At 32.3% G+C, this 23,453-nt stretch carries 22 protein-coding genes; 3 read left to right on the top strand and 19 right to left on the bottom strand.

Going from position 1 to position 23,453, the window contains the following annotated elements:
- Positions 1-90 precede the first annotated feature (90 nt).
- The 3 genes from HVS_RS06645 to HVS_RS06635 form a co-directional block, all read right to left on the bottom strand.
- Positions 91-831 carry an HNH endonuclease gene (locus HVS_RS06645; protein WP_101300438.1) on the bottom strand — a complete coding sequence of 247 codons (741 nt, stop codon included), beginning with the start codon at positions 829-831 and terminating at the stop codon, positions 91-93.
- Between the two features lie 344 nt (positions 832-1,175).
- Entirely contained in the window at positions 1,176-1,679 is a 504-nt protein-coding gene (locus HVS_RS06640; protein ID WP_101300436.1) for a type II toxin-antitoxin system PemK/MazF family toxin, read from the bottom strand.
- Positions 1,680-1,682: 3 nt separating this feature from the next.
- Positions 1,683-1,877, bottom strand: coding sequence for a hypothetical protein (locus HVS_RS06635; protein WP_101300434.1), 195 nt, complete (start codon positions 1,875-1,877; stop codon positions 1,683-1,685).
- Positions 1,878-2,103: 226 nt separating this feature from the next.
- Here HVS_RS06635 and HVS_RS06630 point away from each other — a divergent pair, with 226 nt between their 5' ends.
- Complete coding sequence (locus HVS_RS06630; RefSeq protein ID WP_242971703.1) at positions 2,104-2,409, top strand: hypothetical protein; 306 nt, start codon at positions 2,104-2,106, stop codon at positions 2,407-2,409.
- Between the two features lie 44 nt (positions 2,410-2,453).
- Here HVS_RS06630 and HVS_RS06625 read toward each other — a convergent pair whose 3' ends face one another.
- The 14 genes from HVS_RS06625 to HVS_RS06560 form a co-directional block, all read right to left on the bottom strand.
- Positions 2,454-2,735 carry a hypothetical protein gene (locus HVS_RS06625; protein ID WP_242971702.1) on the bottom strand — a complete coding sequence of 94 codons (282 nt, stop codon included), beginning with the start codon at positions 2,733-2,735 and terminating at the stop codon, positions 2,454-2,456.
- Between the two features lie 160 nt (positions 2,736-2,895).
- A complete protein-coding gene (locus HVS_RS06620; RefSeq protein ID WP_101300430.1) occupies positions 2,896-3,624 on the bottom strand; it encodes a DUF1444 family protein in 729 nt (242 codons plus the stop codon).
- 534 nt (positions 3,625-4,158) lie between these two features.
- Positions 4,159-4,701, bottom strand: a complete 543-nt coding sequence (locus HVS_RS06615; RefSeq protein WP_101300427.1) for a PIN domain-containing protein — start codon at positions 4,699-4,701, stop codon at positions 4,159-4,161.
- Between the two features lie 2 nt (positions 4,702-4,703).
- On the bottom strand, positions 4,704-5,498 hold the full coding sequence (locus tag HVS_RS06610; RefSeq protein WP_101300424.1) for an ImmA/IrrE family metallo-endopeptidase: 795 nt from the start codon (positions 5,496-5,498) through the stop codon (positions 4,704-4,706).
- Positions 5,499-5,657: 159 nt separating this feature from the next.
- Positions 5,658-5,855 carry a helix-turn-helix domain-containing protein gene (locus HVS_RS06605; RefSeq protein ID WP_101300422.1) on the bottom strand — a complete coding sequence of 66 codons (198 nt, stop codon included), beginning with the start codon at positions 5,853-5,855 and terminating at the stop codon, positions 5,658-5,660.
- Positions 5,856-5,905: 50 nt separating this feature from the next.
- Entirely contained in the window at positions 5,906-8,896 is a 2,991-nt protein-coding gene (locus tag HVS_RS06600; protein ID WP_101300420.1) for a type I restriction endonuclease subunit R, read from the bottom strand.
- A gap of 16 nt (positions 8,897-8,912) precedes the next feature.
- Positions 8,913-9,821, bottom strand: a complete 909-nt coding sequence (locus HVS_RS06595; RefSeq protein WP_101300417.1) for a DUF5655 domain-containing protein — start codon at positions 9,819-9,821, stop codon at positions 8,913-8,915.
- Between the two features lie 36 nt (positions 9,822-9,857).
- The gene (locus tag HVS_RS06590) at positions 9,858-11,402 is read right to left on the bottom strand and encodes a restriction endonuclease subunit S (RefSeq protein ID WP_101300415.1); all 1,545 of its coding nucleotides are present in this window, start codon (positions 11,400-11,402) and stop codon (positions 9,858-9,860) included.
- Positions 11,399-13,417 (bottom strand): type I restriction-modification system subunit M, encoded by a 2,019-nt coding sequence (locus HVS_RS06585; RefSeq protein ID WP_101300412.1) that lies wholly within the window; start codon positions 13,415-13,417, stop codon positions 11,399-11,401. The genes HVS_RS06590 and HVS_RS06585 overlap by 4 nt, the downstream gene beginning before the upstream one ends.
- Positions 13,418-13,556: 139 nt before the next feature.
- Complete coding sequence (locus HVS_RS06580) at positions 13,557-16,781, bottom strand: DEAD/DEAH box helicase (RefSeq protein WP_159063410.1); 3,225 nt, start codon at positions 16,779-16,781, stop codon at positions 13,557-13,559.
- Positions 16,782-16,934: 153 nt separating this feature from the next.
- The gene (locus tag HVS_RS06575) at positions 16,935-17,789 is read right to left on the bottom strand and encodes an HNH endonuclease (RefSeq protein ID WP_101300408.1); all 855 of its coding nucleotides are present in this window, start codon (positions 17,787-17,789) and stop codon (positions 16,935-16,937) included.
- A gap of 137 nt (positions 17,790-17,926) precedes the next feature.
- Complete coding sequence (locus HVS_RS06570; RefSeq protein WP_101300405.1) at positions 17,927-18,163, bottom strand: DUF4829 domain-containing protein; 237 nt, start codon at positions 18,161-18,163, stop codon at positions 17,927-17,929.
- A gap of 136 nt (positions 18,164-18,299) precedes the next feature.
- Entirely contained in the window at positions 18,300-18,524 is a 225-nt protein-coding gene (locus HVS_RS06565; protein WP_065820885.1) for a SymE family type I addiction module toxin, read from the bottom strand.
- A gap of 27 nt (positions 18,525-18,551) precedes the next feature.
- Positions 18,552-18,845, bottom strand: a complete 294-nt coding sequence (locus tag HVS_RS06560; RefSeq protein WP_065820886.1) for a stage V sporulation protein S — start codon at positions 18,843-18,845, stop codon at positions 18,552-18,554.
- Between the two features lie 370 nt (positions 18,846-19,215).
- On the opposite strand from HVS_RS06560, the gene HVS_RS06555 reads away from it, so the two are divergent.
- Entirely contained in the window at positions 19,216-21,279 is a 2,064-nt protein-coding gene (locus HVS_RS06555; protein ID WP_101300403.1) for a CHC2 zinc finger domain-containing protein, read from the top strand.
- 99 nt (positions 21,280-21,378) lie between these two features.
- A complete protein-coding gene (locus HVS_RS06550) occupies positions 21,379-21,666 on the top strand; it encodes a hypothetical protein (protein WP_101300401.1) in 288 nt (95 codons plus the stop codon).
- Between the two features lie 120 nt (positions 21,667-21,786).
- Here HVS_RS06550 and HVS_RS06545 read toward each other — a convergent pair whose 3' ends face one another.
- The gene (locus tag HVS_RS06545) at positions 21,787-22,080 is read right to left on the bottom strand and encodes a sodium ion-translocating decarboxylase subunit beta (protein ID WP_101300399.1); all 294 of its coding nucleotides are present in this window, start codon (positions 22,078-22,080) and stop codon (positions 21,787-21,789) included.
- 48 nt (positions 22,081-22,128) lie between these two features.
- Positions 22,129-22,638: a hypothetical protein gene (locus HVS_RS06540; protein ID WP_101300397.1), complete on the bottom strand. Its 510-nt coding sequence runs from the start codon at positions 22,636-22,638 to the stop codon at positions 22,129-22,131.
- Positions 22,639-23,453 lie beyond the last annotated feature (815 nt).

Here is a 23,453-nt window from a genome sequence, read left to right as displayed (position 1 = left end):
TTTTGGACCTCCTTAAATTAAATACGTTTATCCCAACCCGAAAATATTTATCATTTTCGCCTGTTTAAATGTGCATTATCTAGACAATTACTAACCGTTATTGGACATAGTAATCATTTCTCTTACCTCTTCAATTGTAAAAGGTTCTCTCTTGCTGTGAATTATAAGATGACAATTAGGACATACTGGTCTTAAATCTCGTATAGGGTCTACTTCATATTCCTTTTGTATCTCAGACAAAGGTATTAAATGGTGTATATGAATTTTATCCTTACCTATTGGTCCATATGTCTTCTCGAAATCAAAACCACAAACGACACACTTGCTGCCATAATGGGCGATACATATACTTCTTGCCTTTCTATTTCTTTCATAACGGTTAACAAAAACCTGTCTTACTGTACCTTCGGATAGAGAAGAAATATCTTCAATAGTAATTTCTTCAGAATAAACTAATTCAGTATTACTTTGACCAAAAACTTCCTCAAAGGCAATTACCAGTTCAGGACGCATAATCCAAGGAAATTTTCCTGCTTTTTTATATCCTAAAAAAGGAACGTGCCACCATCTAGGTTTTCCGTCTCTTCTCAAAGGTGGCTGGACTCCTGTTTTATGAATTACACGTTTGCTAAATCTGCTTATCTGTAAGTTGATTAACACATGATGTGGAATGTTTAACTTTGAGGCTATCTCAGATGCTCCTATCTCATGGTTTTTACTCTCATACACAATTTTTAGAATATTCAAGTCAGACTCTGTAGTAACTTCTCTGTCTGTGAGTATTTGAGACCATACTTCTTTACTTATTTCTAATCGAGCATTATAGAACATAATTTCCCTCCTAGTCTTGTATAAAAATACTTATCTAAATACTCTTGCCACTGATAACATCGTCTTTAGTCATTTTACGCCATTTCTGTATAACCTCCTGCGATTCAACGTCTGTTTTACCATATCATTTTACTTCAACATTATATAAACACAATTTTTTAATAACCAAATCTGACATAAAGTTAATGCAATATTTTTAATGCTTTAATGAACTTTCAATTCCTTAAATCCTTAAAACATAAGCCTATATCCTACTTTAACTAATATATAAAGTAAAAATAATAAAACCAAGAACTTGTCCTACTGATTAGCCCTTGGTTTTCTATTCTTGAATTTAGTTCAAATTACTTTCTAGAGTATTTTTCTATATGCATATTTTCAATGGAATTCAGCAAATCTTGAATAACTTCATTAATAGACGCAAATAAATCATAGTTATAAAAAATTGCTTCATCTATCTCCCTTGTGTTTACAACTTGTCCCATATACCAGTCTTCAAACAGTTCATCTTTTGATACAGTATATACCTGGTCAAGAAGTACGACACTATCCTTATCCAGGAAAGGGTAATCCTTTTTATACAATGGTGCGTGATAAGGATATTTTAATTTTTGCGGTTGTATTATATTGCCATATGTATCTTTTTCTAAATAGTGTATCATGTCTGACACTGGACAAATAATAACTCTGCTTGATTTAGGGTTATATCTGCTAATAATTATAAATGGTCTTGCCTTTTGTGAAGCAATTGAAGGGTCACTATTACCAGTTAAATCAAACCAGTGAATGCAACCCTTCTCAAAATGGGTACTCTTTTGTGGATTTTTCGGCAACGCTGGACAGGGCAAAACTTACTCACCCCTCCGCCTTTTAGTCATTTCATCGAAAATCTCTTTTTCATCATCTGTTTCTACATAGTCTTTATCGATATCTGCATAAAACTTTCTTCTCTTAACGGGGTTGAATATCATATCAAGAGTGGAAACATCCTGCCGTTTAGGTATTTGATTTAATTTATAATCCTTAATGCTAACTACCGTCGCCATTCTATACAACCCCTTTCTTGCCTTTCTTACCCTTATGATATCACATCCTTATGATTTTTTCAAGCATAATTCCAATTCTTAACTTCTATATATATTATGTCCACATTTATTTAATTGACACCTTACAAGACAATTAAAATTCTTAATTCTTTAAATAAAATTTTTGCACTGATTTTTTGATTTGTAATGTCCTCATCTGTATAATACCTCAAAATTTTCTGAAGGAGTGGTCATAATAATAAATTTAGAAGTTTTCAGACTGGAACTAAATTACCTGAAGCAGGTTGCAAAGGGCATCTTGGGGGATAAGGCTTCAGGGGAAATAAGTGAAGCAATTACAGCATTAGTCACTTGTTTCCTTTCTCCTAATACCTACGATTCCTTATCCCTTTCTTACCTTCAAACAATTGAACAGTACATAAATCAGATTCAGCAGGAAATAGAACCAGATAAATATCAACTCCTGATGAACAATATCCCCACCATAAGAATTTTCATGGAAAAAGTAAAAAGTGAAATACCCAAATGCTAATAAAATAAGGCCTTGCAGGATAGAAAACCCTATCCGCAAAGGTCTTATTCCTTAATCCTATTAACCCCCTGTCTCTTTATAAATTCGAACAGGTCTGAATTATCTATTTTCCTAAAATCAATGGCCTTTATAACATTGGTTAGAATTATTGAATTATTATTTATATTCATTTCACCGACTAGAGTAAACCTAAAATCCTTATCATAAGCAATTATAAAATTCTGGTCTTTTTCTATTTTAATCGTTTCTAGTTGTTTTATAATGCCTTCTTTATTTAATTTATATTTATCAATAAGAGTATCACATTCAATTAAAACCTTATTCATACTGTAATATCTCCTTTCCATATATTACTAGTATAGTACAATATACAAAATACCTAAACTCAAACTTTTTACTCAAACAAATTAGGAAATAAATCACCGTAAGTATCAATAAATAATACTTAACCCTTATTCCTATACTTCCTTAATATAAATATACTTTTCAAACCGATGCAATATCAAATATCCCATTTTTATACTGATACACTTTATCCGAAATTCTGTTCGTGTCTGTGTCTATTGCCATTAATGACTTTATTATCGAAATATATTCAGGACGAAATTTGGCTATGATAAGTGTAGTTGAAGAAGGAATTGCAAAAAGATATTCCCGCCCTATCTTTTTGCATATCTGATTCTGTAGTGCAGTACTTAACAACAGGGTCGAATTATAGTCTGTAGAATACTTCAGGCAAAAAATATCAAGTGTCTTATCCAACTTTACCAATGGATTGGCCATCTTATTCAAGTTTTCCCACGCTGCCCTTTTCACCCTGTGAAACTCTACATCATCACTTTTCAGAATAAATCTAAAAATTTCCCCTTCATCTGATACATAAAATGTGTCTATATCAGCAAAGGTTTGCTCTCTATAAAACCCTAAATTCTTTTCCCCTTTCCCAAACTCCCTGCTTTTAAGCAATGGATACACATTATTGTAGTCTACTTTAAATTTGTATTGATTTAATATTTCATTTGAAATCTTTATATATAATTTCTTTATACTTTCATAATCCGTAACTTGGTATTCTTTATACATGCTATTGATTGGCAATTCCACATGAGTTACTCCTGTCCCAAGACGGATAAACCTATCTTCTACCCTCACTTCAGGAAATACTTTCTTAAAATCCTCTGAAATATTCTGTACGAATTCTTGAAGCGTAAGCATTCTTTCATCCCCTTTAACTGCATTTTTATACTCTACCCTCTAAATCCTAACAATAAAATAAAGTTCTCTTCCAAAGATAGCATCGTCTGTTAAATTTCATATCTGCTATTTCTGAAAATACAACATCATATCCTTCACCACATATTTATTATAAATAAGTGAAAAGGCACATCTCCCTTTCGTTTAATTCCAGTTGTGAAACTGGCCGTAAAGGAGATGTGCCTCCATCCGTGTTTTATTTCTTACAACCTAAATCCTTTAAATCTAAATTCCTTATATCCTACTCAGAATGATAGCGCAATTTATTGTTATTTGCAAATGTTATTTAACTATTCCTCTATTCTTTAAACAATCATTATTTTTCAATTAGACTTGTACTTATCATAAGTTAATGAAAAAATGTAATGCCCTCTGAAGAAAACTTATATTTATTAGGCATAATAATGAACAAGTCAATTCTATCCACTTTATATCTTGACAGAATTGACTTTACTTCTTTCATATAATGTATTTTTTCCATAAATATTAACTCATCTATGATATCGCTTTGCCTTCCATAAGAAGTCTAAGTTTTTCTGCAGCAACTTCGCTTAGCAAATCCCCTTGTATTTTAAATTTATTCTTATTCAATCTATTCTGATAGGTTGATACTTCATTATCTCCAATATATCCTCTAATGTATGCTTCTTTTATAAGATGAATTATTCCAACAATTTCGCCTAACTCTATGTATCTTTTAGCATAATTTATTGCTCTTTTATCATCACAAAAAGTTATACATCCAAAGTTTTTGGCCTTAACAAAACATGACAACTCTGCATTACTAATTCTTTTCTTATGCTCTGGAACTTGTGCCATCTCTATTAAATCTTCAATAGATAGTTTTACATGTTTGATTTTATTTTTAGATACTAACTGTCTATAAAAATTTTTGGTATCTTCTTTTCCTTTTTCAATTTCCTGTATAACATAAATAGTAGTGCATAAATAATATTCTAAGTAATCTATTAAACTACTACACTTAATATTCTTTAAATTTATCAACGTACTCGTATCAATAACAGCGATACTGCTCATTATCACACCTCCATGTAAACATCCCATAAGTCAATCAACTGTTTTGCATCTTCAATATTCATTTGTAAGCATTCCAGCATTTTGCCATAAGATATTTCATTCTGTTGATAAGCGTTTCTTACCAACTCTATAAATTCCAGTGAAATTCCACTTTCAATAATCTTTTTCAATCTTTCATGAAGATTTTTTGATGCTCCAACCAATTCGGGGTCAATCTTATCAGACTTTGATATAATGAGTCTTTCATCTTTTAATAGTCTTTCTATAAGTTTCTCACTAAACCTTTTTCCTTTTAACCTATATATTACAACTTTACTACTAACATTATAGTGATTGCATATGTCTAAAATTATCTTTATTAGTTCTTCGTATGAAATATCAGTATTAATTGATTCTATTCCCTTGTCAGGAAGCAGAAAATTACTCGCAAAATTATTTGCACGGATTTCTACATAATCCATTTCTCTGTTAAAATATGTAATTGATTGTTCTTTGCCAGAATCAAAAAGGACATGACAGTATTTATGTGCCATAGAGAAATTCTGTCTATATAAATCATCTGAATAGTTAATAAGTACACAATGCCCAGCAATTGGATGTTTTATGTAAACACCAGAAATGTCGCTATCTTCAAGTTTTCTTCTAAAAATATGAATCTTTTGTTTTCGCAAAAGGCCATAGATATCATTGATAGAATCATCAATTTTAAGACGTTCTCTTTCTAAATACGCAGCAGTTATTCCCTGGTATTTATGATTATCACTTTTAAATTCATATTTACTATAATCATATGGCATAGGCTTTTGTCTCGATAGCAAATCTTCTAAATTATGTTTTTCTTCACATAGTCTAATAAATTTCCGAATCGCTTTTCTATCATTCTTAGTTATATCTCCATTTTGCCTAAAAAGTTCCTTAACCTGTGATTCTGCAGATACATAATCACCAGAGACAAACTATCTAAAATCCATTTCTAACACTTGAGAAATGATTATGATTGTATCTCCATCTATGCTATTTAATTCACCACTTTCGATTTTTTCATACTCTTCAACTGAGCATCTTAAATATTTAGCAATTTCGTCTTTTTCAATAAGAAGGCTTTCTCTTGCCTCTTTTATCTTTCTACCAAGAAGTTTATAATCAAAACTCATATTGCTCCCCCATAAGTAAAATGCTTTTAAACACTATCTATTGGTCACCTTTACTTCACCATACTATTTAATTTCTCATAAGTTTCGACCAGCATATACTCCATAAGGGCATTCCTAAATTGCTCATCGTCTAAAACACGGGTAAAAAATACCTGATTCTGGTCCATTCTGTCAATCACTTTGTTTATAAACACTTTTTCAAAGGCAAATCTAAAATCATCAATAGTATTTGTTTTAGCCTTTTGAACCAAATCTTCATCAGCGGCAAAATCCTCTTTTATTTGCTCTACCGATAACTGGTCCGCTTTTGTGAAGTTAGTTCCAAACCGCTTATTAAGCCGTTCAATAATGCTGGACAGATATTCTTTCTGTTCTTCCTTTACCCCAGTTCCTGCAAATTTTACAGGTGTAACTGGTACATTCTCATCATCTGGGGTTAATGAGATGCTCCCTTCAAATGTCTTTTTAACAGTATAATATTCCAAAGCAACTTCATCCGCCAGATGTATAGTAGAACCTTTTTCTTTTGGCAGTTTTTTAAGCAAATATGTTAAATATACATACAACTTATGTAATTCAACATCTTCAAAAGGTGTAATTTGTAGTATGAATGAGTAAAGTCTTATGTATTTCGTTGCTTGGCCACTAAAATCTTGCTTCCGTTGTTCTTCCAGTTTTTTAAATCTTTCTACTGCTACATCTATTAAGTGGTTTAATATAGCCCTGTCTTTAGAAGTCCTTTTATCCTTCGGTTTAAAATATATATTATTAAACCTATCCAACTCATCTTTTATATATACTCCATAGGCATGTAATTGATTTTCAATATCGTATAGAATATTTGGTTCCGTTACTTCTTCCACAATAGTTGCCTGATAATAAGGTTTAAACGCTTCTTGAATATCCTCTGCTTTATTTACAAAATCAAGAATAAAGGTATCTTCTTTTCCTGGGCAAGTTCTGTTAAGCCTTGATAAAGTCTGTACCGCCTTGACTCCTGACAATTTTTTGTCTACATACATGGTATGTAAAAGTGGCTGGTCAAAACCTGTCTGATACTTTTCTGCAACTAACAGTACTTGATATTCATCAGTGGCAAAACGTTCTGGAAGTTCTGACTCCTTAAATTTGTTCATACCACTCTCAGTATACTCCACTCCATTATCCTTTACTGTTCCTGTGAAGGCTACAAGGGTTTTCATATCCTTGTAACCCTTCTTTTTTATATATTCATCAAAAGCAAGTTTATATCGTACAGCGTGAAGCCTGGAACTGGTTACAACCATTGCCTTGGCTCTTCCGCCTATTTTATGCCTGGTTACGTTTCTAAAGTGTTCTACCATAATTTCAGTTTTTTGAGCGATATTATGAGGATGAAGGCTGACGTATCTTGTAAGCGCTTTTGTGGCCTTCGCCTTATCAAATGCAGGGTCATCTTCAATTTTCTTTGCCAGTTTAAAATAAGTTTCATAAGTTACATAGTTTTGAAGTACATCAAGGATAAATCCTTCCTCAATCGCTTGTCTCATAGAATATAAATGGAAAGGATGAGGAAGTCCATCATCACCTATGGTTCCAAACATCTCTAATGTTTTTGCTTTAGGTGTGGCAGTAAAAGCAAAGAAACTAATATTCGGCTGTTTTCCCCTTTTCTTTATTGTTTTTATAATTTCCTCCTCAGGGTCATATTCCTTGCCTTCCAACTCTTCATCCAGTTTCGCTGCTTCTTCAAGGCTGTTTGTCGACAAAACTTCCCTTAATGAAGCCATATTTTCCCCTGCACTGCTGGAATGAGCCTCGTCTATAATGACGGCATACTCACGATTTTCCAACTCTCCTACCTTTTCAATGATAAAAGGAAACTTTTGCAGGGTAGAGATAATAATCCTGGTTCCACTTTTCAGGGCATCAGCCAATTGATTTGAGTCTTTATCTATTTTCTGTACAACTCCGTGTTTATGCTCTAATTGATAAATACTATCCTGCAACTGCCTGTCCAAAACTCTTCTATCCGTAATAACAATAACCGAATCAAATACAGGGTTATCATTATCATCATGAAGATTGGCAAGTCTGTGGGCAAGCCATGATATGGAGTTGGTTTTCCCTGACCCTGCGCTATGCTGCACAAGATAGTTCGTCCCTACGCCTTTCTTTTTTGCATCGGCTTCCAGTTTCCTTACTACATCTAATTGGTGGTATCTTGGGAATATGACGGTTTCCGAGGTATAAGTATTACCGTCTATGTCTTTCTTTTCTTGAGTCTCTATAAATACAAATCTTTTTAATATGTCCATCAGGCTATCTTTTTGAAGTATCTCTTCCCAAAGATAATCCGTTTTTAAGCCATCAGGATTGTCTGGATTTCCTTTTCCTCCATCACAACCTTTATTAAATGGAAGAAAAGAAGTTTTATCTCCTGAGAGCCTCGTAGTCATATAGGCTTCTTGAGTATCTACTGCAAAGAATACAATGGCTCTTTTCTTAAACTGAAACAACAGTTCATTAGGGCTTCTGTCTTTCTTGTACTGCATGATTGCATCTTCATAGGTTTGACCAGTAAAAGGGTTCTTAAGTTCTAATACAACAACCGGAAGTCCGTTCACACAGATAAGCATATCTATACTGTTTTCGTTTTTGGTACTGTAGTGTACCTGCCTTGTGACGGATATCCGATTCTTTTCATAGAGTTTTACCATCTCATCATTTAATTTGCTGGCAGGCTGAAAATAGGCAAGGTCCAAGTATACGCCATAATCTTTAATCCCATGCCTTAATACATCAATCATACCACGGTTACTAAGTTCACGATTTAATCGGCTTAAAATCTTAAATTGATACTGGTCTTTATAAATTTCTCTTAATCTTTCCATTTTCTTGGGCTGGGTATCTTCTAAAAAGTCAAACAGAATTTTAGTGTCAAGGGCAAATTCTTTGTTATAGTCGTCAGGGTTACCCTTGATATATCCAGATTTTAAAAGATGCTCCTCTATATACTCTTCAAAGCCCTTTTCTAAAAGTTCTTCAGGAGTTTTAGCCATTTATATCCCCCCAAAATTAATTTTCATCATAACTTTTTGCTATAAGCGCTTTAGCCTTTTCAAATTCGTCTTTACTGTTTATCCTAACCTCTAAGTTTCCTGTGCCGTAATGACCGATATTTCTCACATCTTTGGTAAACCCTTCCTTCAACTCTACCTCGTCAGGATTTATATTCAAATGCATAAGAATTGTTTTGCTTTTGGAATATACTTCTACACAGGCAAAATTTCGTATCTTTTTAAAAGCAATATAGTATTTCAAAACTTTCTCCTGGATGTCGTCTCCAAGGTTTAATATAAAGTCTCTTACTGAATAATACATATCCTGTAATTCCTTATCGGCCTGTTGAAGATTCTCTGTTACTGTTTTATATATGTTTGATTTAGTTGTGCTATCATCTGAAACTATTGCTGTTTGAGATGCTGTAGTGGCATTTACCAGTTCAAACAAAATCAAGTCATCTTCATATTTTTTATATCTAATAAGTTCTATATTCCTATTAATCTGCTTTACAGCGTATTCATCAAACTTTGTAAAATCACCTGCAATACACAAAAGTCTCGGCATAGACCATTCAATCTTATCGGCAATATCCTTTCCCAATTTCTCCATTACGAGTAATTTAAACTCTGCTTTATGGTCCATTAGCCAGTCAAGATAAAACAGCCCCTGATTTATTACATTTTCATTTAATGCTCTCTTGTACTCCAGTATCACTGGGCAATAGTTTTCGTCTATCCCCAAAGAATCTATTCTTCCGCCATGATTCTTGCCCGTAGAATACTCTGACGCCAGAAAAGTAATACCGAAAAATGCTTCCATATTATTTTCAATTAAAGTCTGAATAGACTTTTCAATGGCTACTGAAGTACCTACAAGTTCTTTTACTTCATTTTTTATTCTAAAAAGTTTCAAATCACCCATATAAACCACTCCGATTTAATTGTTAACATTAGTTCTTCAAGTTCTATCTGATGGTTTAAAATTGCTTTTGTCATTATCTCTTTTCTGTTTCTCGTATTCCTGTTTGCCTTTCTCCCAATCTTTTTTTGCCGCTTCAAATTCCTTCTCGAACCTCTGATTCATATCTCTGTCCAAATAAATTGTTTCATTCTTCATTCTGCTCACTCGCCTTTCAACTTTCTTTATTAGATTAAGATTGCTCATTCCCTCATCCTTATAATCCCTAACATCAATTTTACCTGTTACTGCTTCGGATATAAGGGATTGGCGGTATTCTTTGAGTTTTTGAATTTGCCACTCAATTTCCTTTCTCAATGAGTTTATTTCTGCTATTTTTTTGTCGAGATAATTACTAATCTCCTGTTGTTCGCTTAAATCTGGTATAATTAAAACTGTATTTAAAAACTTCTCATAAGTATAATGCATAATTGTTGCCTTATTACATATTAAATCAATATATCCAGCATGTTTAAGAAAATAAAGCCAATAATAAAGATATTTGTTTGAACTATTTTTCTTTTCTCTAACTCTATGTACAGCATTTTGTATATAGCAATTTTCTACGCTACCATCCCATATACTTGCTCTACCAGCATCTCCACCTTCACAGACTATTAAGTCTCCACTTTTTATTGAATATTTCTTCTTGTCATCATTAGAAAACCACATTTCTTTTAAATTGCTTATATCTATACCGTCCCATGTCACGTTGATAGAGCATAAATAATACTCAAGAGTATCAGAATAGTCTTTCCGATTGGGTTGTATCATTTTTCCTAAACATATATCATAAAAATATTTTACTTTTGTAACTTTCCAATGTTCTGGTACCTCTCCTATCCACTCAATCCCTGAATCCTTCATCCTAACATTCGGATTAAGCCCTTTGGTAACGGCTTCAGTTATAATAGCCTGTCGTTTTTCCTGCAGTAATTCAATTAGTTTTTCCTTATCAGCAATCAAACTATCTATTTCGGCAGTCTTTTGGTCGAGGAAATTGCTAATGGCTTTCTGTTCATAATAACTAGGCAGTGGCAATATCATATTGGCATATTTATTCCCATTAAAATTACTTATAGTCGATGACACTAATGCCAATTGAATCTGTATATAAAAAATATTTGACTTACTGAAATAGAACAAAAATTTAGGACAATTCTTGCTATTTGCTCGGAATTTAACTAAATATCCTGCATAAGAACATTTTCCGTATTTATCTTCGTCAAAATAAAGGGATGTACCCAATGAACCACTTCTTGATACTAATAAATCGCCTGTTTTTAGAATATAACCCTTTACTTTTTCTTCAGGTAAAAAAACTCCTCCCATACTATTATCTAAGTTTCCTTTATTATCGATGTCAGTAGTTCTAATGAATCTTACTCCCTCTTCTACATAATTCTCTGCCGATTCATTTAAGCCATAAACTGCTGATTCAGAACAAATATATTTTAATTTCGTTATCTCCCAATGTTCTGGTATCTCCCCTATCCACTCAATTCCTGAATCCTTGTACCTTTCATACCTCTTATACTTACTCATTCACCCATCACCTTCTTCAATTTCTCTGAAATGCTCTTTTCCAGTTCTATAATCTCTTTCATAATCTCTTCAGAAGGTCTCAGAGGCTGGTACTTATAAAAATGCCTTGTAAAAGGTATTTCATATCCAATTTTAGTCTTAGTTTCATCTATCCAGGCATCGGGCACGTGGGGTTTTACTTCCCGTTTAAAATACTCATATATATCTTCTTTCAAAGGTACGTTTTCAGTATCCCTCAGGTCTGGGTCTGGTTCAGGATTGCCATTGCTGTCCACACAAATATCCGCTGTTTCATCTTTTTCGGAAATGGCAGACAGGATAGCCTTTAAAAGTGCACTATCCAGTTTAATATCACTGTCTTTAAAAGCCTTCTTCAGCACTTTTGTAAATTCATCTCTATTTTTATACAAAATAGTAGAGTCCATTGTTTTTAAGGTTTCTATTATTTGCTGTTGTAGTTTCCTACCTTTTTCTATTTCTTTTAGCCCTGCTGTTCCCTTTTTCTTAGACTTTGCAAGATTACTAAAGGCTGTTTCATTATATAAATTATTAATTCTTTCTTCAGTTACCTGAAAATTAAGCCTTAAAGGTCTTTCTATAACTATCTTCTGATATCCGAAATCTTCATTATCAAAAATCTTGCAGTATTCATTCTCCTTAAACTCACCATATATCCTTGTAATTTCTTTTATCTGCTCTTCAGTGATTTCATTTCTCTTATTCCCAAGGCTTTTTCTCATTTTTTGATAGAAATCTACTGCATTAACCAATTGTATTTTACCCGTCCTTACAGGCCCCTTCATTGGGTCATTATTTTTACGATTGGTAACTATCCATATGTAGGTAGAAATACCTGTGTTATAGAATAACTGGTCAGGCAATGCAATAATACCTTCCAGCATGTCATTTTCAATTATCCAGCGCCTTATTTCCGATTCACCTGAACCTGCGTCCCCCGTAAACAATGGTGAGCCATTAAAGATAATAGCAATACGGCTGCCTTTTTCGTCCTGTTTCATTTTAGATATTAAGTGCTGTAAGAATAAAAGGGAACCATCGGATATTCTGGGGAGCCCAGCCCCGAATCTGCCGTTAAAGCCTTCTTTCTCATATTCTTCACGAATAAATTTCTCCGCTTTCTTCCATTCCACACCGAAGGGCGGATTGGTAAGCATGTACCTAAAGGTTCTTCCCCTGTGTCCATCTTCAGTAAAACTGTCGCCTAAAATGATGTTATCTGCGTTTTGTCCTTTTATAAGCATGTCGGATTTGCAGATGCTAAAGGATTGGGGATTTATCTCCTGCCCAAATAATTCAACCTGTATTCCTGGGTTTAATTCTTTCAGGTACTGCTCTGCAACTGAAAGCATTCCTCCCGTCCCCGCACAGCAGTCGTAAACAGTTACAACAAGCCCTGGCTGCGTTAATTCCTCGTTATCTTCATTCAGGAGAATATTCACCATAAGCCTGATAACCTCACGAGGGGTATAGTGGTCTCCTGCCTCTGCGTGTTCGGAAAATCTCCTTATCAGTTCTTCAAATATGTACCCCATTTCGGTATTGCTTACCTTATCAGGATGTAAGTCTATCTTATTAAACTCAGATACCACGAGATAAAGCAGGTTGTTGTCATTAAGTTTTGTAATCTGCTTGTCAAAATCAAAGTGTTCTATAATTTCTCTGGCGTTTTTAGAAAAACCATTAATATAATTCCTTAAATTATTTGCGATATCATCAGGCTCAGCTAATAATTTTTCAAAATCATATTTACTGGTGTTATTGAATTCCTGCTTTGATATTCTATTTAAAACAGGGTCCATGTTTTGGAGCCCTGACTTCTTTAAGGCTTCATACTTTTCTAATACTTCATCTTTAGTTGCTGCAAGGACACAGTCAAACCTCCTGAGTACGGCCATTGGGAGAATCACATCTCCGTATTGTTCTTTTTTATAGGGGCCTCTTAAAAGTTCTGCTATACTCCATATAAAATTAACTTTATCTTGAAAGTTAATCAACTTTATCACTCCTGCTCAAGTTATATATAATTCAATAATAGTTATTTAAAAACTTTTTGATATTTGCTAATGAATATCTAAACCTATAAGTCAAAGATTCTATTCTTATAGGTTGTCCTGCTTTTTAAGAATTAATTTCTTATATATTTAATCTTCCTAAAAAGTAATCTTCAATATAATCCCATTTATTCTTATCTGTATTGATAAATCTTTCGACTATCTTGATTTCATTGTCATCCCTTGTTCGCATATCCATCAATAATTGATTTTTATAGTATGCCGTGGCTAACTTATCAACCGAGTTTACAACAATGTTAACATATTGCATATGACCACCATTGATAATAAAACTTGCTAATCCCATAGTTTCTAGTATATATGCTAAATCCAATGTCTCGCAAGTATAAATAGAGTTTCCAATATATGGTGGAACTAAAAACTTTTCAAATATTTCCCCATCTTCGAACCTATTATTAAATATCTTAATAATGTTTTGTAATCCTAACGAAATTTTAAGTCTTGGAGCAATATAAATATATTCATTGCCTTCATCTCTTTTACGTATAATCATCTTATGAGAATAGTTATTACTTCCAACTTCCATGTAAAGAAAAGTAGTACATATATGTAGAAGTTTATTGATAATTTCCTTGTCATCTAACCCATAATCATCTCTTACTACCCTTCTCAGAGACTTTTCCAATTCATTCTTTGTAAACTTATCCTGCGTTTGAAGTGCTGTCGCAATTATATTCAATGCATATTCAAGTTGCCCTAGTACCTTTTCTTTAGAACTCTGAAGTTCTATTTTTGTATAAATCCTTGGTATGACCGAAAAATCTTCAAAGAGTTTATTGTTAAAAAACAGATACTTAATAGACCTATAGTTTTTATCATAGTATTTCTCTTCCCATAACTTCTTTAAATCAATTTCGAGAATATTACCAATATCTTTGCACAAATAGTATTTATCTCTTGAAAATCTAATATTGTCTTCTATATTGCAAATTTCTCTAACATATTTTCCATATTTATTTATAAATTCATCTTTATTACCGTCATCTACTGTACAGTAATAGTTACCAAATTCATCTCTTGGGTAGACGCTAATTATATTCCAACCAAATCTTTTAAAAAAATCTTTTTCTATTAAAAATAATGCTGTCCTTATTTTTTGCTCGGTATTATCTACTTCATTTTCGTTAAAAACAAATGAAAAAGTATCTAAAGGCAATAACTTTTGTAGACGTTTTTTCTTACCATATTTAAACTCATCATATAATTTATTAACTATAAGTTTTAACTCCCATTGTGTAGGACGAGAAATTCCTTTAAGAATTCTCCAATATTGAAAATCTTTTTGATTAAATAGAGTATAGGCTTTTCCTCTAATTTCTCGATTCCTGCCCGCTCGTCCAATTTCTTGGGAATAATCAGCCAAATTTCCAGGTATCGCATGATGATATACTATTTCAATATCAGATATATCTATACCCATGCCAAAGGCTTTCGTTGCAAGAACAACTATATATTCTCCAGACTTAAACTTTGAAATAATTTCTTCACCTTCTTCTCCCTTTGTGTCACCAGTATAAATTGCTACTTTAGATTGAATATCTTCTGAAAGTCTAATATAAATATCTTTAATTTGGCTTTTCCACGGAAAGTATACTATTGCTTTCTTTCCTTCCTTTACTATCTTAGTGATTTCATCAATAGTCATTTTTATTTTGGTTTCACGGTAATTCCCAGTAACATTTACTTTTTTTATTTCTATATCTACATTTGTTCTTTTAATATCTGTATAATAGATGATAGGGGCTGGCATAAGGTTTAAATATCCTATTATTTCATTTAGTGTATCAAATTCTCCACCCCACACTGCAGTTGCCGTTAATGCTAAAATTGGAAATTGCATCTCTTTTCTGTATCTTTTTATATAATCTCCTAAATATCCATAATCAGCACGAAAATCTTTTCCCCATGTACTAACACAATGAGCCTCATCTACAACTACTAATCCTATTTTTCTATCACCAACAAGATATTTAGCACTGGAATACTTTTGTAAAAATTCAGGAGACACATATATCAAGGAATATTTTCCATTTTTTATTCCTTCAAGTCTTTCTATCTGTTCCGAATACGAAACATCTGAATTTATATATGTAGCATAAGTTAACCCTTTTTCATGCATAGTCTGTAATTGGTCTTTCATTAACGCTTTTAAAGGAGAAACTACAATAGTAATTCTATTTTCATCATTTAAAATAATTGAAGGTAGTTGATATAGCAATGACTTACCTGCTCCAGTTGAAGCAATAAAAAAAATATCTTTCCATTCATTACTATTGCCGCTTTTAGATTTTACATATTGTGATAGAATTTGCATTATAATTTCTTTCTGTGTAATTTTTTTTACTTGATACTTATTTGAATAAATATCATAAATACAGTACTCTCGGAATTTATTACTATTCCAATATTTTTTTAATAATAAATCAATATCATATGTTTGTTCATAAGATATATTAGTATCAATATCATATTCCACTAGTATAATATTTTTAAAAATTCTACACCATGCATTAAGATACATAGGTAACGAATCAAAATGTTCAGGATTTGCAATTACGCAAACTTGATTATATGAACTATTATAGAATTCCTTCAATAATATATCACTTTGAAGTCTGTTATAATACTCTTTATTAATATATATTTTTAAATCCTGTGCTAAATAAATTAAGCATTTTTCTACACTATTATCACTCACATAATCTCCATATTTTTTACGTTGTATAGATAAGGCACGGGTTGTATCTACCAAGTTAATTTCCTCTACACTTAAATTTTCAAAAATATTTTTATCTTTGTAATCTATAATAACTCTTTGTGTATCACCATATCTGTCGACTCTTATATCATCATAATATTCAAGCATATAATCTATTTCTTCATCTTGGATTTCGTTGATATCTGTAGTAGCAATTTTATTTATAACTTTTTCTTCGTTTATAGGCAAAAATTTATAGCGTTCAATATTATTATTAAGCACTATTATACTACTGTTAATTATTTTGAAATCAATCTTTTCAATTATCTGAATAAATTGTTCATACAACAAAATAATACTCTTTGTCCTTAAGTTATATATATAATCTATTAACAAATTGTCTGTACTTTCATATAGTTCTTTAAAACTCCTGTATTTAATTTCTGTATTGGGAACATAAAATAACGTGTTATTTTTTAATTCATCTAGAATACTATAATATAAACTAAAATCACAAGTTTTTATGACAAATATATTTTTATCACCCAAATCCATAATTATTTTTAAAGCCTCTTCAGTTAAGTTCATCATTGTCCCCTCCTCTTCATGTAACTTAATCCATTTACTTCACAAATTTAATGTTAAGTATATTTTACCATTATGACATTAGGAGTTAAATATATATTAAAACATATATGTAAATTTATTGCATAAAGTCAAACTTGTAACTATTACCTTCTCTTACTGCAAATGTCGGTTCAATATAATCCTTTCTTCTACTCCATTATGATAAACAAATATTAGTTTTCTCCTGTCAAAAACAGGTCTTGCCCTATGAATAATCCGATGATGATTAGGACAAATAATAACCTGATTTTCTGAATTATTATTGAGTGATTCAACAAATGGGTTTATATGGTGCGATTCAACAACATTGACTCCATATCTTGCACTAATATTCTCTCCACATATCTGGCAGCGGTAATTATAAAGAAGTTTCAGGCTTTCTCCTATTGCCCTGTTAAGTTTACGAATCTTTACTATTTGGTTCACTGCAGCAATAGTAGCATTAGGGTCAACAGTGTTATAGTTAATACTTGCTTCATATTCCTGCTCATCTTCATGAACCATTGTTTCCTTTATTATCCTTGTATCCTCCTGCGTAATACATTCAAGTAGATATGTATCTGGATACTCTGTTGTATATATAGCCAGGTATTCCTTTATTTCTTCAGGAACTTTAATGAATTTGCGTTGATTTTCAGGCAGGCTATTCCTCTGCTCTAATATATACCTGTAACTTGCAGCAAAAATGCTTCTAAGTCTTTCCGCAATCTCACTTTGTGGATGATACCTTATTTGCAGTATATCTTTTCTATTAGGATATTTTCTCTCATCGAATTTCTGGTTTACAAGCCTTGCCTTATAAGTCAGTCCTTCCAATACCAGATAAATATCTTTAGACTTGCCTCTTGGCAAAAACTTATTTATAGTATTTTGGAAAACTACCTGTATGGTTACTGGAATGCTTACACCCTGCTGCAGCACCGACCAGTCCACTTCTTTTTTGTATACATAATAGTTGTTATCAAGCATACTATCATTCCTTATACCTTTAAACTGTTTATTCTACTTTTCTATTCGATAATTGTGAATAAAATCCTTTTAAATTTGATATAAAAAACAAAAGTGCACGCTATAAAAGCATGTACTTTATATCACATACTCCCTAATCACGGTCCCGTACCAACACCGTCAATCCTCCAGCCGCTTTTTTCAGATTCTTTCTTCAATATAATAAATCTTGGCCAGACTCCATCATCTGCTGTTATTAGTTTTTTAAAATCAAAATCAACTTTAACCTGATACTCCAACACCCCTGGCTCATTGTTAAATCCCTTTAACTCTTTTATCTCCAACAACTTTGCACTATTAATGTTATAGTCAATTTTATCTTCACCCTTAAACAAGAAAAATCACTGCTTTATTGTTTAAGCAGTGAAAATAGAATACAAATAATGTCTCAAAGTGCAATAAATTTAATCTTATAAATACCGTGGGTACAATTAAGGCAGGTGTTAACCTGCTCCGTTACATATTGTATCTTTAACAACTCTTCTTAGAGACCTTATTATTATCTTTTTTAACTAAACTAACATTATTTTCAGCAGAAGTAAGCCTTATTTCTAAAACTCCATTCTCTGCTAAAACAACTATCTTCTTCCCTGTTTCAAACCCAAGTTCCTTAAGCCATTTGCCTTGCAGCCTTATTTGAGGTACTTCCTTATCTCCTGTATAACTATAATAAACACTTAGAATACGTTTTTGCATTTTAACACCTCTGTAGTTGCTGCAAGATTAAATGCTTTTTTCCTTAGCAATCAATGTCCATCGGATAGCAGTTTTCACAACTGATTGCACATTGTTATCTTTTGTTCTTACTTTCACATAATACGGTCTTAAATTGAATCTGTAACCTTTATTTACCAACATTTCAGTCGCCTGAACAAGGGCTTTCACCGTCATATATGCTGCTTTTATTCCAATACAATCAATATGAACGATGCCATTTGCTACTACATATTCAACTATGGCCTCTGCTGCAGCATTAATGTTGCTTTCTCCAGCAACCTTTAATACCTGTATCCCCATGCCTTATATACCTCCTTAACCTGTTTTGCAAGGCATATTAAGGATTGAATATAAGGCATTTCAAGTATTTATTTTCTTTCTTCAATACTTCAGTTCAAAACAAATTGAGTAAAATCAAAAGTAGTTAGACTATTTCATTAATACTTCATACTTCATTAACTTCAAGGCGTCTCTCAATGTTTCGCAAAGTTTTCGCGAACTGAAGTACCTTGAAGTATTAATCATTTTAACCATATTTTTTTGTTTGTCAAATTTTGAGTCTTATTTTTTTTATTACATTTTTGTTACAAAATAAAGTTCTTCTTGAAATACATTAATTTGTCGCTATAATACGTTCAATTAAAAAATAGGAGGAACGGAGGAATAGTCTATGAACAGAAGTATAGATAGCATCATAGCCAAAAAAGTTTCTCACGATGTTGGTATTTTAATATTTCAATACCTTAATGATATCGAACCCTTAATCCAGCAATCTCTTACTGCCGAAAAATTAAAAGGCTTTTACGGACTTAAAGGGAAATATAGCAAAGGACGGTTTGTTTGTCCGTTCCATCACGGTGCAGATAACCCAACTTCCCTTTCTATGAATGATAACAAGCGATGTTTTCACTGCAACGCCTGTGGAAAAAGCGGCACATACCTTGAATTTATTATGTATATGCAAAATATTTCTGGAAGGAACAGTTATAATGATGCAAAAATTTTTGCTGCAAACCATTTTACTAAACTGAACTTAGGATTCAATTCAATCGCAGATTTTGAACAGAAATTGAAAGATAAAATATTAGAACGTTATCGTAAAACTAATAGTCTTAGATATACGGACTACTATGATATTTGGCTTCTACCCGAAAGATATTTTTCTTCTAAAGAACAGTCACAAGTCCGCCAATACCAAGAAGAACAACAAACAAAGCCTTCTTTAGAAGTTTCTCTTTCAAACTCTACAAACAAGCCCGGTTTTATACTGGAATCACTGGACCTTGAAATGACTATCAGGCATCTTAAAGCCCAAAATATCATTGTTAATGGAATTACTGATTATGACGAGGCGGTTCAGTTCGCTAAGAACAGTAAACTGATTAAGGATTTTATCCAAAATGCAGATAAATTAAACTCTGTCGATAAACTCACTGATTATATGAGTAAGAAATATAATATAGACATAGATACTGCTTTGAAATATGGTCTAATATACTTTGATAAAAGCAGCCAACATCAACTCTACTATAGCGATTTCTTCATGTTGAATAACAGAGTCTTGTTCCCTGTAAGAGACCATGAAACCGGCATTGTTGTCGGGTATCAGTGCCGGCGGACTGACTTAAGTGCTCCAAGACATTATAAATATCTAAACATAACCGACTACCAGGACAACTTGATAACAAATGAAAACGGAACAACATATAGAGATTTTGTTCCTTTTAAGGTTGGAAACTTCCTTTTTAACCTTTATGAACTTAAGGGTAAGTGCATTAATACCTTATGGATTACAGAAGGGATTGCAGATGCGATTAAACTTTCCAGCATGGGATATGACGCTGTTTCTCTTGGGCAGGCAAACTTGACCGACTATCAAATATATTTAATTGACAAGTATTTTGGCAAAGATGTGACTCTTAACTTATTCTTTGACAATGATGACCATAAAATTGGGCAAAACAAAAGCATCGCAGCAGCCTACCGCCTTTGGCAGTTTGGTTTCAGGAATATTAGAATTATAAATACCTTTAAGGAAATGGGAAAAGATATAACTGATTGCTCTGTTAAATTGCGTGATGATGACATGTTGAGACTTTTTATTAATCACTGGGAAGAGCAGGCATATTCATTTGCCCCTGCTAGCAATGAAGATTTAAGTGCTTTATTAAAGACAGGTCTTTATAGTGAAAGTGAAATCCTGTTTATTGACCCAAGAGATGTTGAGCGGATAATTAGTTTTGGTGAAATGCTTAATAAATATTTAGATTTTAAGAATATGACTTATCAGCAACTTAAATTATTAAAGAAATTATGCTCCTTTAAGGAAGACGAAATTAAAATTCTATTAAGCCTTTCTACAAAGGATTTCCTTGACGTACAGAATACTAATGAAACAGAGGCTGCCATAAAAGAAAACAGCAATACTAATATAGACAGTACCCAAGAAGAAGGAAATGTTGAAGGAAGCCTAATCAACATTTCTAAAGCGCAACTGTTTCACCTTAAAAAGAGATTTGATATAGGCATAATTAAAAAAATAGATAACGAATGTTCCAAAAAACAGATTGCCGCTATCGTCGGTAATATAATAAGAAATAAAGATTTTGATGTTTGGGATTACATCCCCAAAAATGAAAGTCACTATTCTTCAACTAGTATAGCCTCTAGCACCAATATACTGGATGATGGCAACTTCACTCCTGTATATGACGATGTCAGTATTCCTTTTTAATGAGCCGTAATCTTAAAAACTTATTTTTTAATCAAAAAATTGACTTTCAAAACCATAATTCTGTATCCTGTGTAAAACTAATCGAGAGGATGTGGTTATATGAAAGTCAAGAATTTAAAACAAGAAATCAAAAGCATACTTGCTTCAATAGGCAACAACTTTGGTAAGGACACAAGAGAATACCAGGATGCAGAATACTATTTTGACATCCTTCAAACTGTATACTTCTATAACTACAACGATGGAAAAGATTTGCTCGATGAATTAAAGAAATTACTGAATAAATTGTCAGATAAAATGCCCGAATTGGCACCTGATAAATTCTCACAACATTATCCAGATGTAAGTGAAATGATAAAATATCTGGATAAATGGTTATCTGATTAATAATCTTATGGCTTTTCAGTTTTGACTGGAAAGCCTTTTTATATAATATGTTATATTATCTTTTCTGTACAAACAAACCTGTTGTTACATCTTTGCTCCTGATAAATAACTGATTCTGGATTAATTATGATTTTTCTTATATTTGATAACAACTAGATATATGAATCCCAATATTGTTAGCAATGCAAAGATTGCAGTAAACAAGTGCGAAGAAGACTGACCTGACAAATAAACTGCTGTTGGTCCATCTGCACCGCCTATAATTCCTATTGAACCAGCATCGCTTGTATCTATATTGAATTTATGAGATAAATATAATGACAGCAGATAACTGGAAAATAAACTGATAAATGCTACTAAAGCACATATAACAGTAAATATAGTAATCATCTTTATTGATTTTTCTTTTTTCATACCTTATTCACTCCAAACATTCTCTTTTTTACGAAAGCATCGTATTCTCTATTGCTTACTTATTTTAATAATATTTTTTCCATCTGTTTTATCAATGTCAAATAAGACATTATCATTTATAACAGGACTATTAATTTGTGTAAAATCTACATCGCTTCTGTCGAGCGTAACATCCAAAACTACTTTATTATCTTTCACAAAAACTAATTTTTGAAATATGTCATCATCCAGTGGATGCTCCCCGAGCCATGTTTTATCAAATATCAGATAACCAATATATGTATCGGCAGTGGTCCATTTTGTTCCTACTTTTTCATGCATTTCTGTTCTGCTGGTATAAGGTCGTATAATATACATTCTGTCCCATTCAAAAGGAGTTATATTTTTCATATCAAAATGTGATTTTTGCTGGATAGTTGCCATAAGGTTATTTTTGAAACTTTCTAAGTGCTCATTATTGATTTTTTGACTGCGGAAACCCATATAACTTGATAAAAACAGTATCAAAGGTATTATTAAAAATACTGCTATAATAATTGTTTTGCTTTTAGTTTTCATATTTTTTCACCTCATAAAGGATAGGTAGTGTCAAAAGTTTTTACCCTTAAAATGCTTCAAACGCTTTATTACCAAGGCCTAGATAGTTTCGACCCTACTACCCCCCTGATTTTGTCAGATTTTAACTTTCATCCTCTTGAAAACCCCCTTAATCTGCGTCTGAATTTTTGTCAAGGCCGGGCTGGAAGCCCGTTCATTTCAGCCTTGACGAAAATTCAAGGACGCAGATTATAATTTTGCCAGAGGATGAAAATCATTCACCCGAACAAACGTTTTTCATAAGTCTTTTGACACTACCAAAGGATACACGCAATATTGTACTACATTTTGCCAAGAATGTCTATTTACTATTATATAGGATAGCGTCAATTTATTGTAGGAAAAAGAAAAGTAGATGGCATCCCATTTTTTATTTGTGCAACTATTTCAAATAACGGTCTCTTAGTAACGAAAGTGTTTTACATCATTTTGAGCCTTATTTTCTTTTATAATTCCTCTAACTTATTGTCTATTATTCCATATAACTCTTTCTTTCTATAAAGAATTCATTTTACTCAATACTTGTGACAAATTAGTACGTTTTGTTATCTATGTTCCTTCACATTTTAACGCTACTTTTAAAAGAAAAAAGTATTTCTATTGTACCATTTTCCATTTTGTCAAGGCTAAAACAAGCGGGCAAAGCCCGGCCTTGACAAGTAGTAGGGCTCCGCGGGTCATGGTACTAAAGTTTTGCTTTTTTCTTTTCTTTTTCTTTTTTTATGTTTTTTCTTTTTCTTTGTCTTTTTTCCAGATATGTATAATTCCTATTGGAT

Source organism: Acetivibrio saccincola, assembly GCF_002844395.1.
In the GTDB taxonomy this organism is placed as follows: domain Bacteria; phylum Bacillota; class Clostridia; order Acetivibrionales; family Acetivibrionaceae; genus Herbivorax; species Herbivorax saccincola.
Note: the sequence above shows the minus strand (reverse complement) of the source record. Positions and strands in the feature narration are given on the sequence as shown.

What these genes read in the sequence shown, in the direction of transcription:
- HVS_RS06645 (WP_101300438.1), bottom strand. Translation starts at nt 831, where the DNA reads ATGTTCTATAATGCTCGATTAGAAATAAGTAAAGAAGTATGGTCTCAA.
- HVS_RS06635 (WP_101300434.1), bottom strand. Translation starts at nt 1,877, where the DNA reads ATGGCGACGGTAGTTAGCATTAAGGATTATAAATTAAATCAAATACCT.
- HVS_RS06625 (WP_242971702.1), bottom strand. Translation starts at nt 2,735, where the DNA reads ATGAATAAGGTTTTAATTGAATGTGATACTCTTATTGATAAATATAAA.
- HVS_RS06620 (WP_101300430.1), bottom strand. Translation starts at nt 3,624, where the DNA reads ATGCTTACGCTTCAAGAATTCGTACAGAATATTTCAGAGGATTTTAAG.
- HVS_RS06615 (WP_101300427.1), bottom strand. Translation starts at nt 4,701, where the DNA reads ATGAGCAGTATCGCTGTTATTGATACGAGTACGTTGATAAATTTAAAG.
- HVS_RS06610 (WP_101300424.1), bottom strand. Translation starts at nt 5,498, where the DNA reads ATGCCATATGATTATAGTAAATATGAATTTAAAAGTGATAATCATAAA.
- HVS_RS06605 (WP_101300422.1), bottom strand. Translation starts at nt 5,855, where the DNA reads ATGAGTTTTGATTATAAACTTCTTGGTAGAAAGATAAAAGAGGCAAGA.
- HVS_RS06600 (WP_101300420.1), bottom strand. Translation starts at nt 8,896, where the DNA reads ATGGCTAAAACTCCTGAAGAACTTTTAGAAAAGGGCTTTGAAGAGTAT.
- HVS_RS06595 (WP_101300417.1), bottom strand. Translation starts at nt 9,821, where the DNA reads ATGGGTGATTTGAAACTTTTTAGAATAAAAAATGAAGTAAAAGAACTT.
- HVS_RS06590 (WP_101300415.1), bottom strand. Translation starts at nt 11,402, where the DNA reads ATGAGTAAGTATAAGAGGTATGAAAGGTACAAGGATTCAGGAATTGAG.
- HVS_RS06580 (WP_159063410.1), bottom strand. Translation starts at nt 16,781, where the DNA reads ATGAACTTAACTGAAGAGGCTTTAAAAATAATTATGGATTTGGGTGAT.
- HVS_RS06575 (WP_101300408.1), bottom strand. Translation starts at nt 17,789, where the DNA reads ATGCTTGATAACAACTATTATGTATACAAAAAAGAAGTGGACTGGTCG.
- HVS_RS06565 (WP_065820885.1), bottom strand. Translation starts at nt 18,524, where the DNA reads ATGCAAAAACGTATTCTAAGTGTTTATTATAGTTATACAGGAGATAAG.
- HVS_RS06560 (WP_065820886.1), bottom strand. Translation starts at nt 18,845, where the DNA reads ATGGGGATACAGGTATTAAAGGTTGCTGGAGAAAGCAACATTAATGCT.
- HVS_RS06555 (WP_101300403.1), top strand. Translation starts at nt 19,216, where the DNA reads ATGAACAGAAGTATAGATAGCATCATAGCCAAAAAAGTTTCTCACGAT.
- HVS_RS06550 (WP_101300401.1), top strand. Translation starts at nt 21,379, where the DNA reads ATGAAAGTCAAGAATTTAAAACAAGAAATCAAAAGCATACTTGCTTCA.
- HVS_RS06545 (WP_101300399.1), bottom strand. Translation starts at nt 22,080, where the DNA reads ATGAAAAAAGAAAAATCAATAAAGATGATTACTATATTTACTGTTATA.
- HVS_RS06540 (WP_101300397.1), bottom strand. Translation starts at nt 22,638, where the DNA reads ATGAAAACTAAAAGCAAAACAATTATTATAGCAGTATTTTTAATAATA.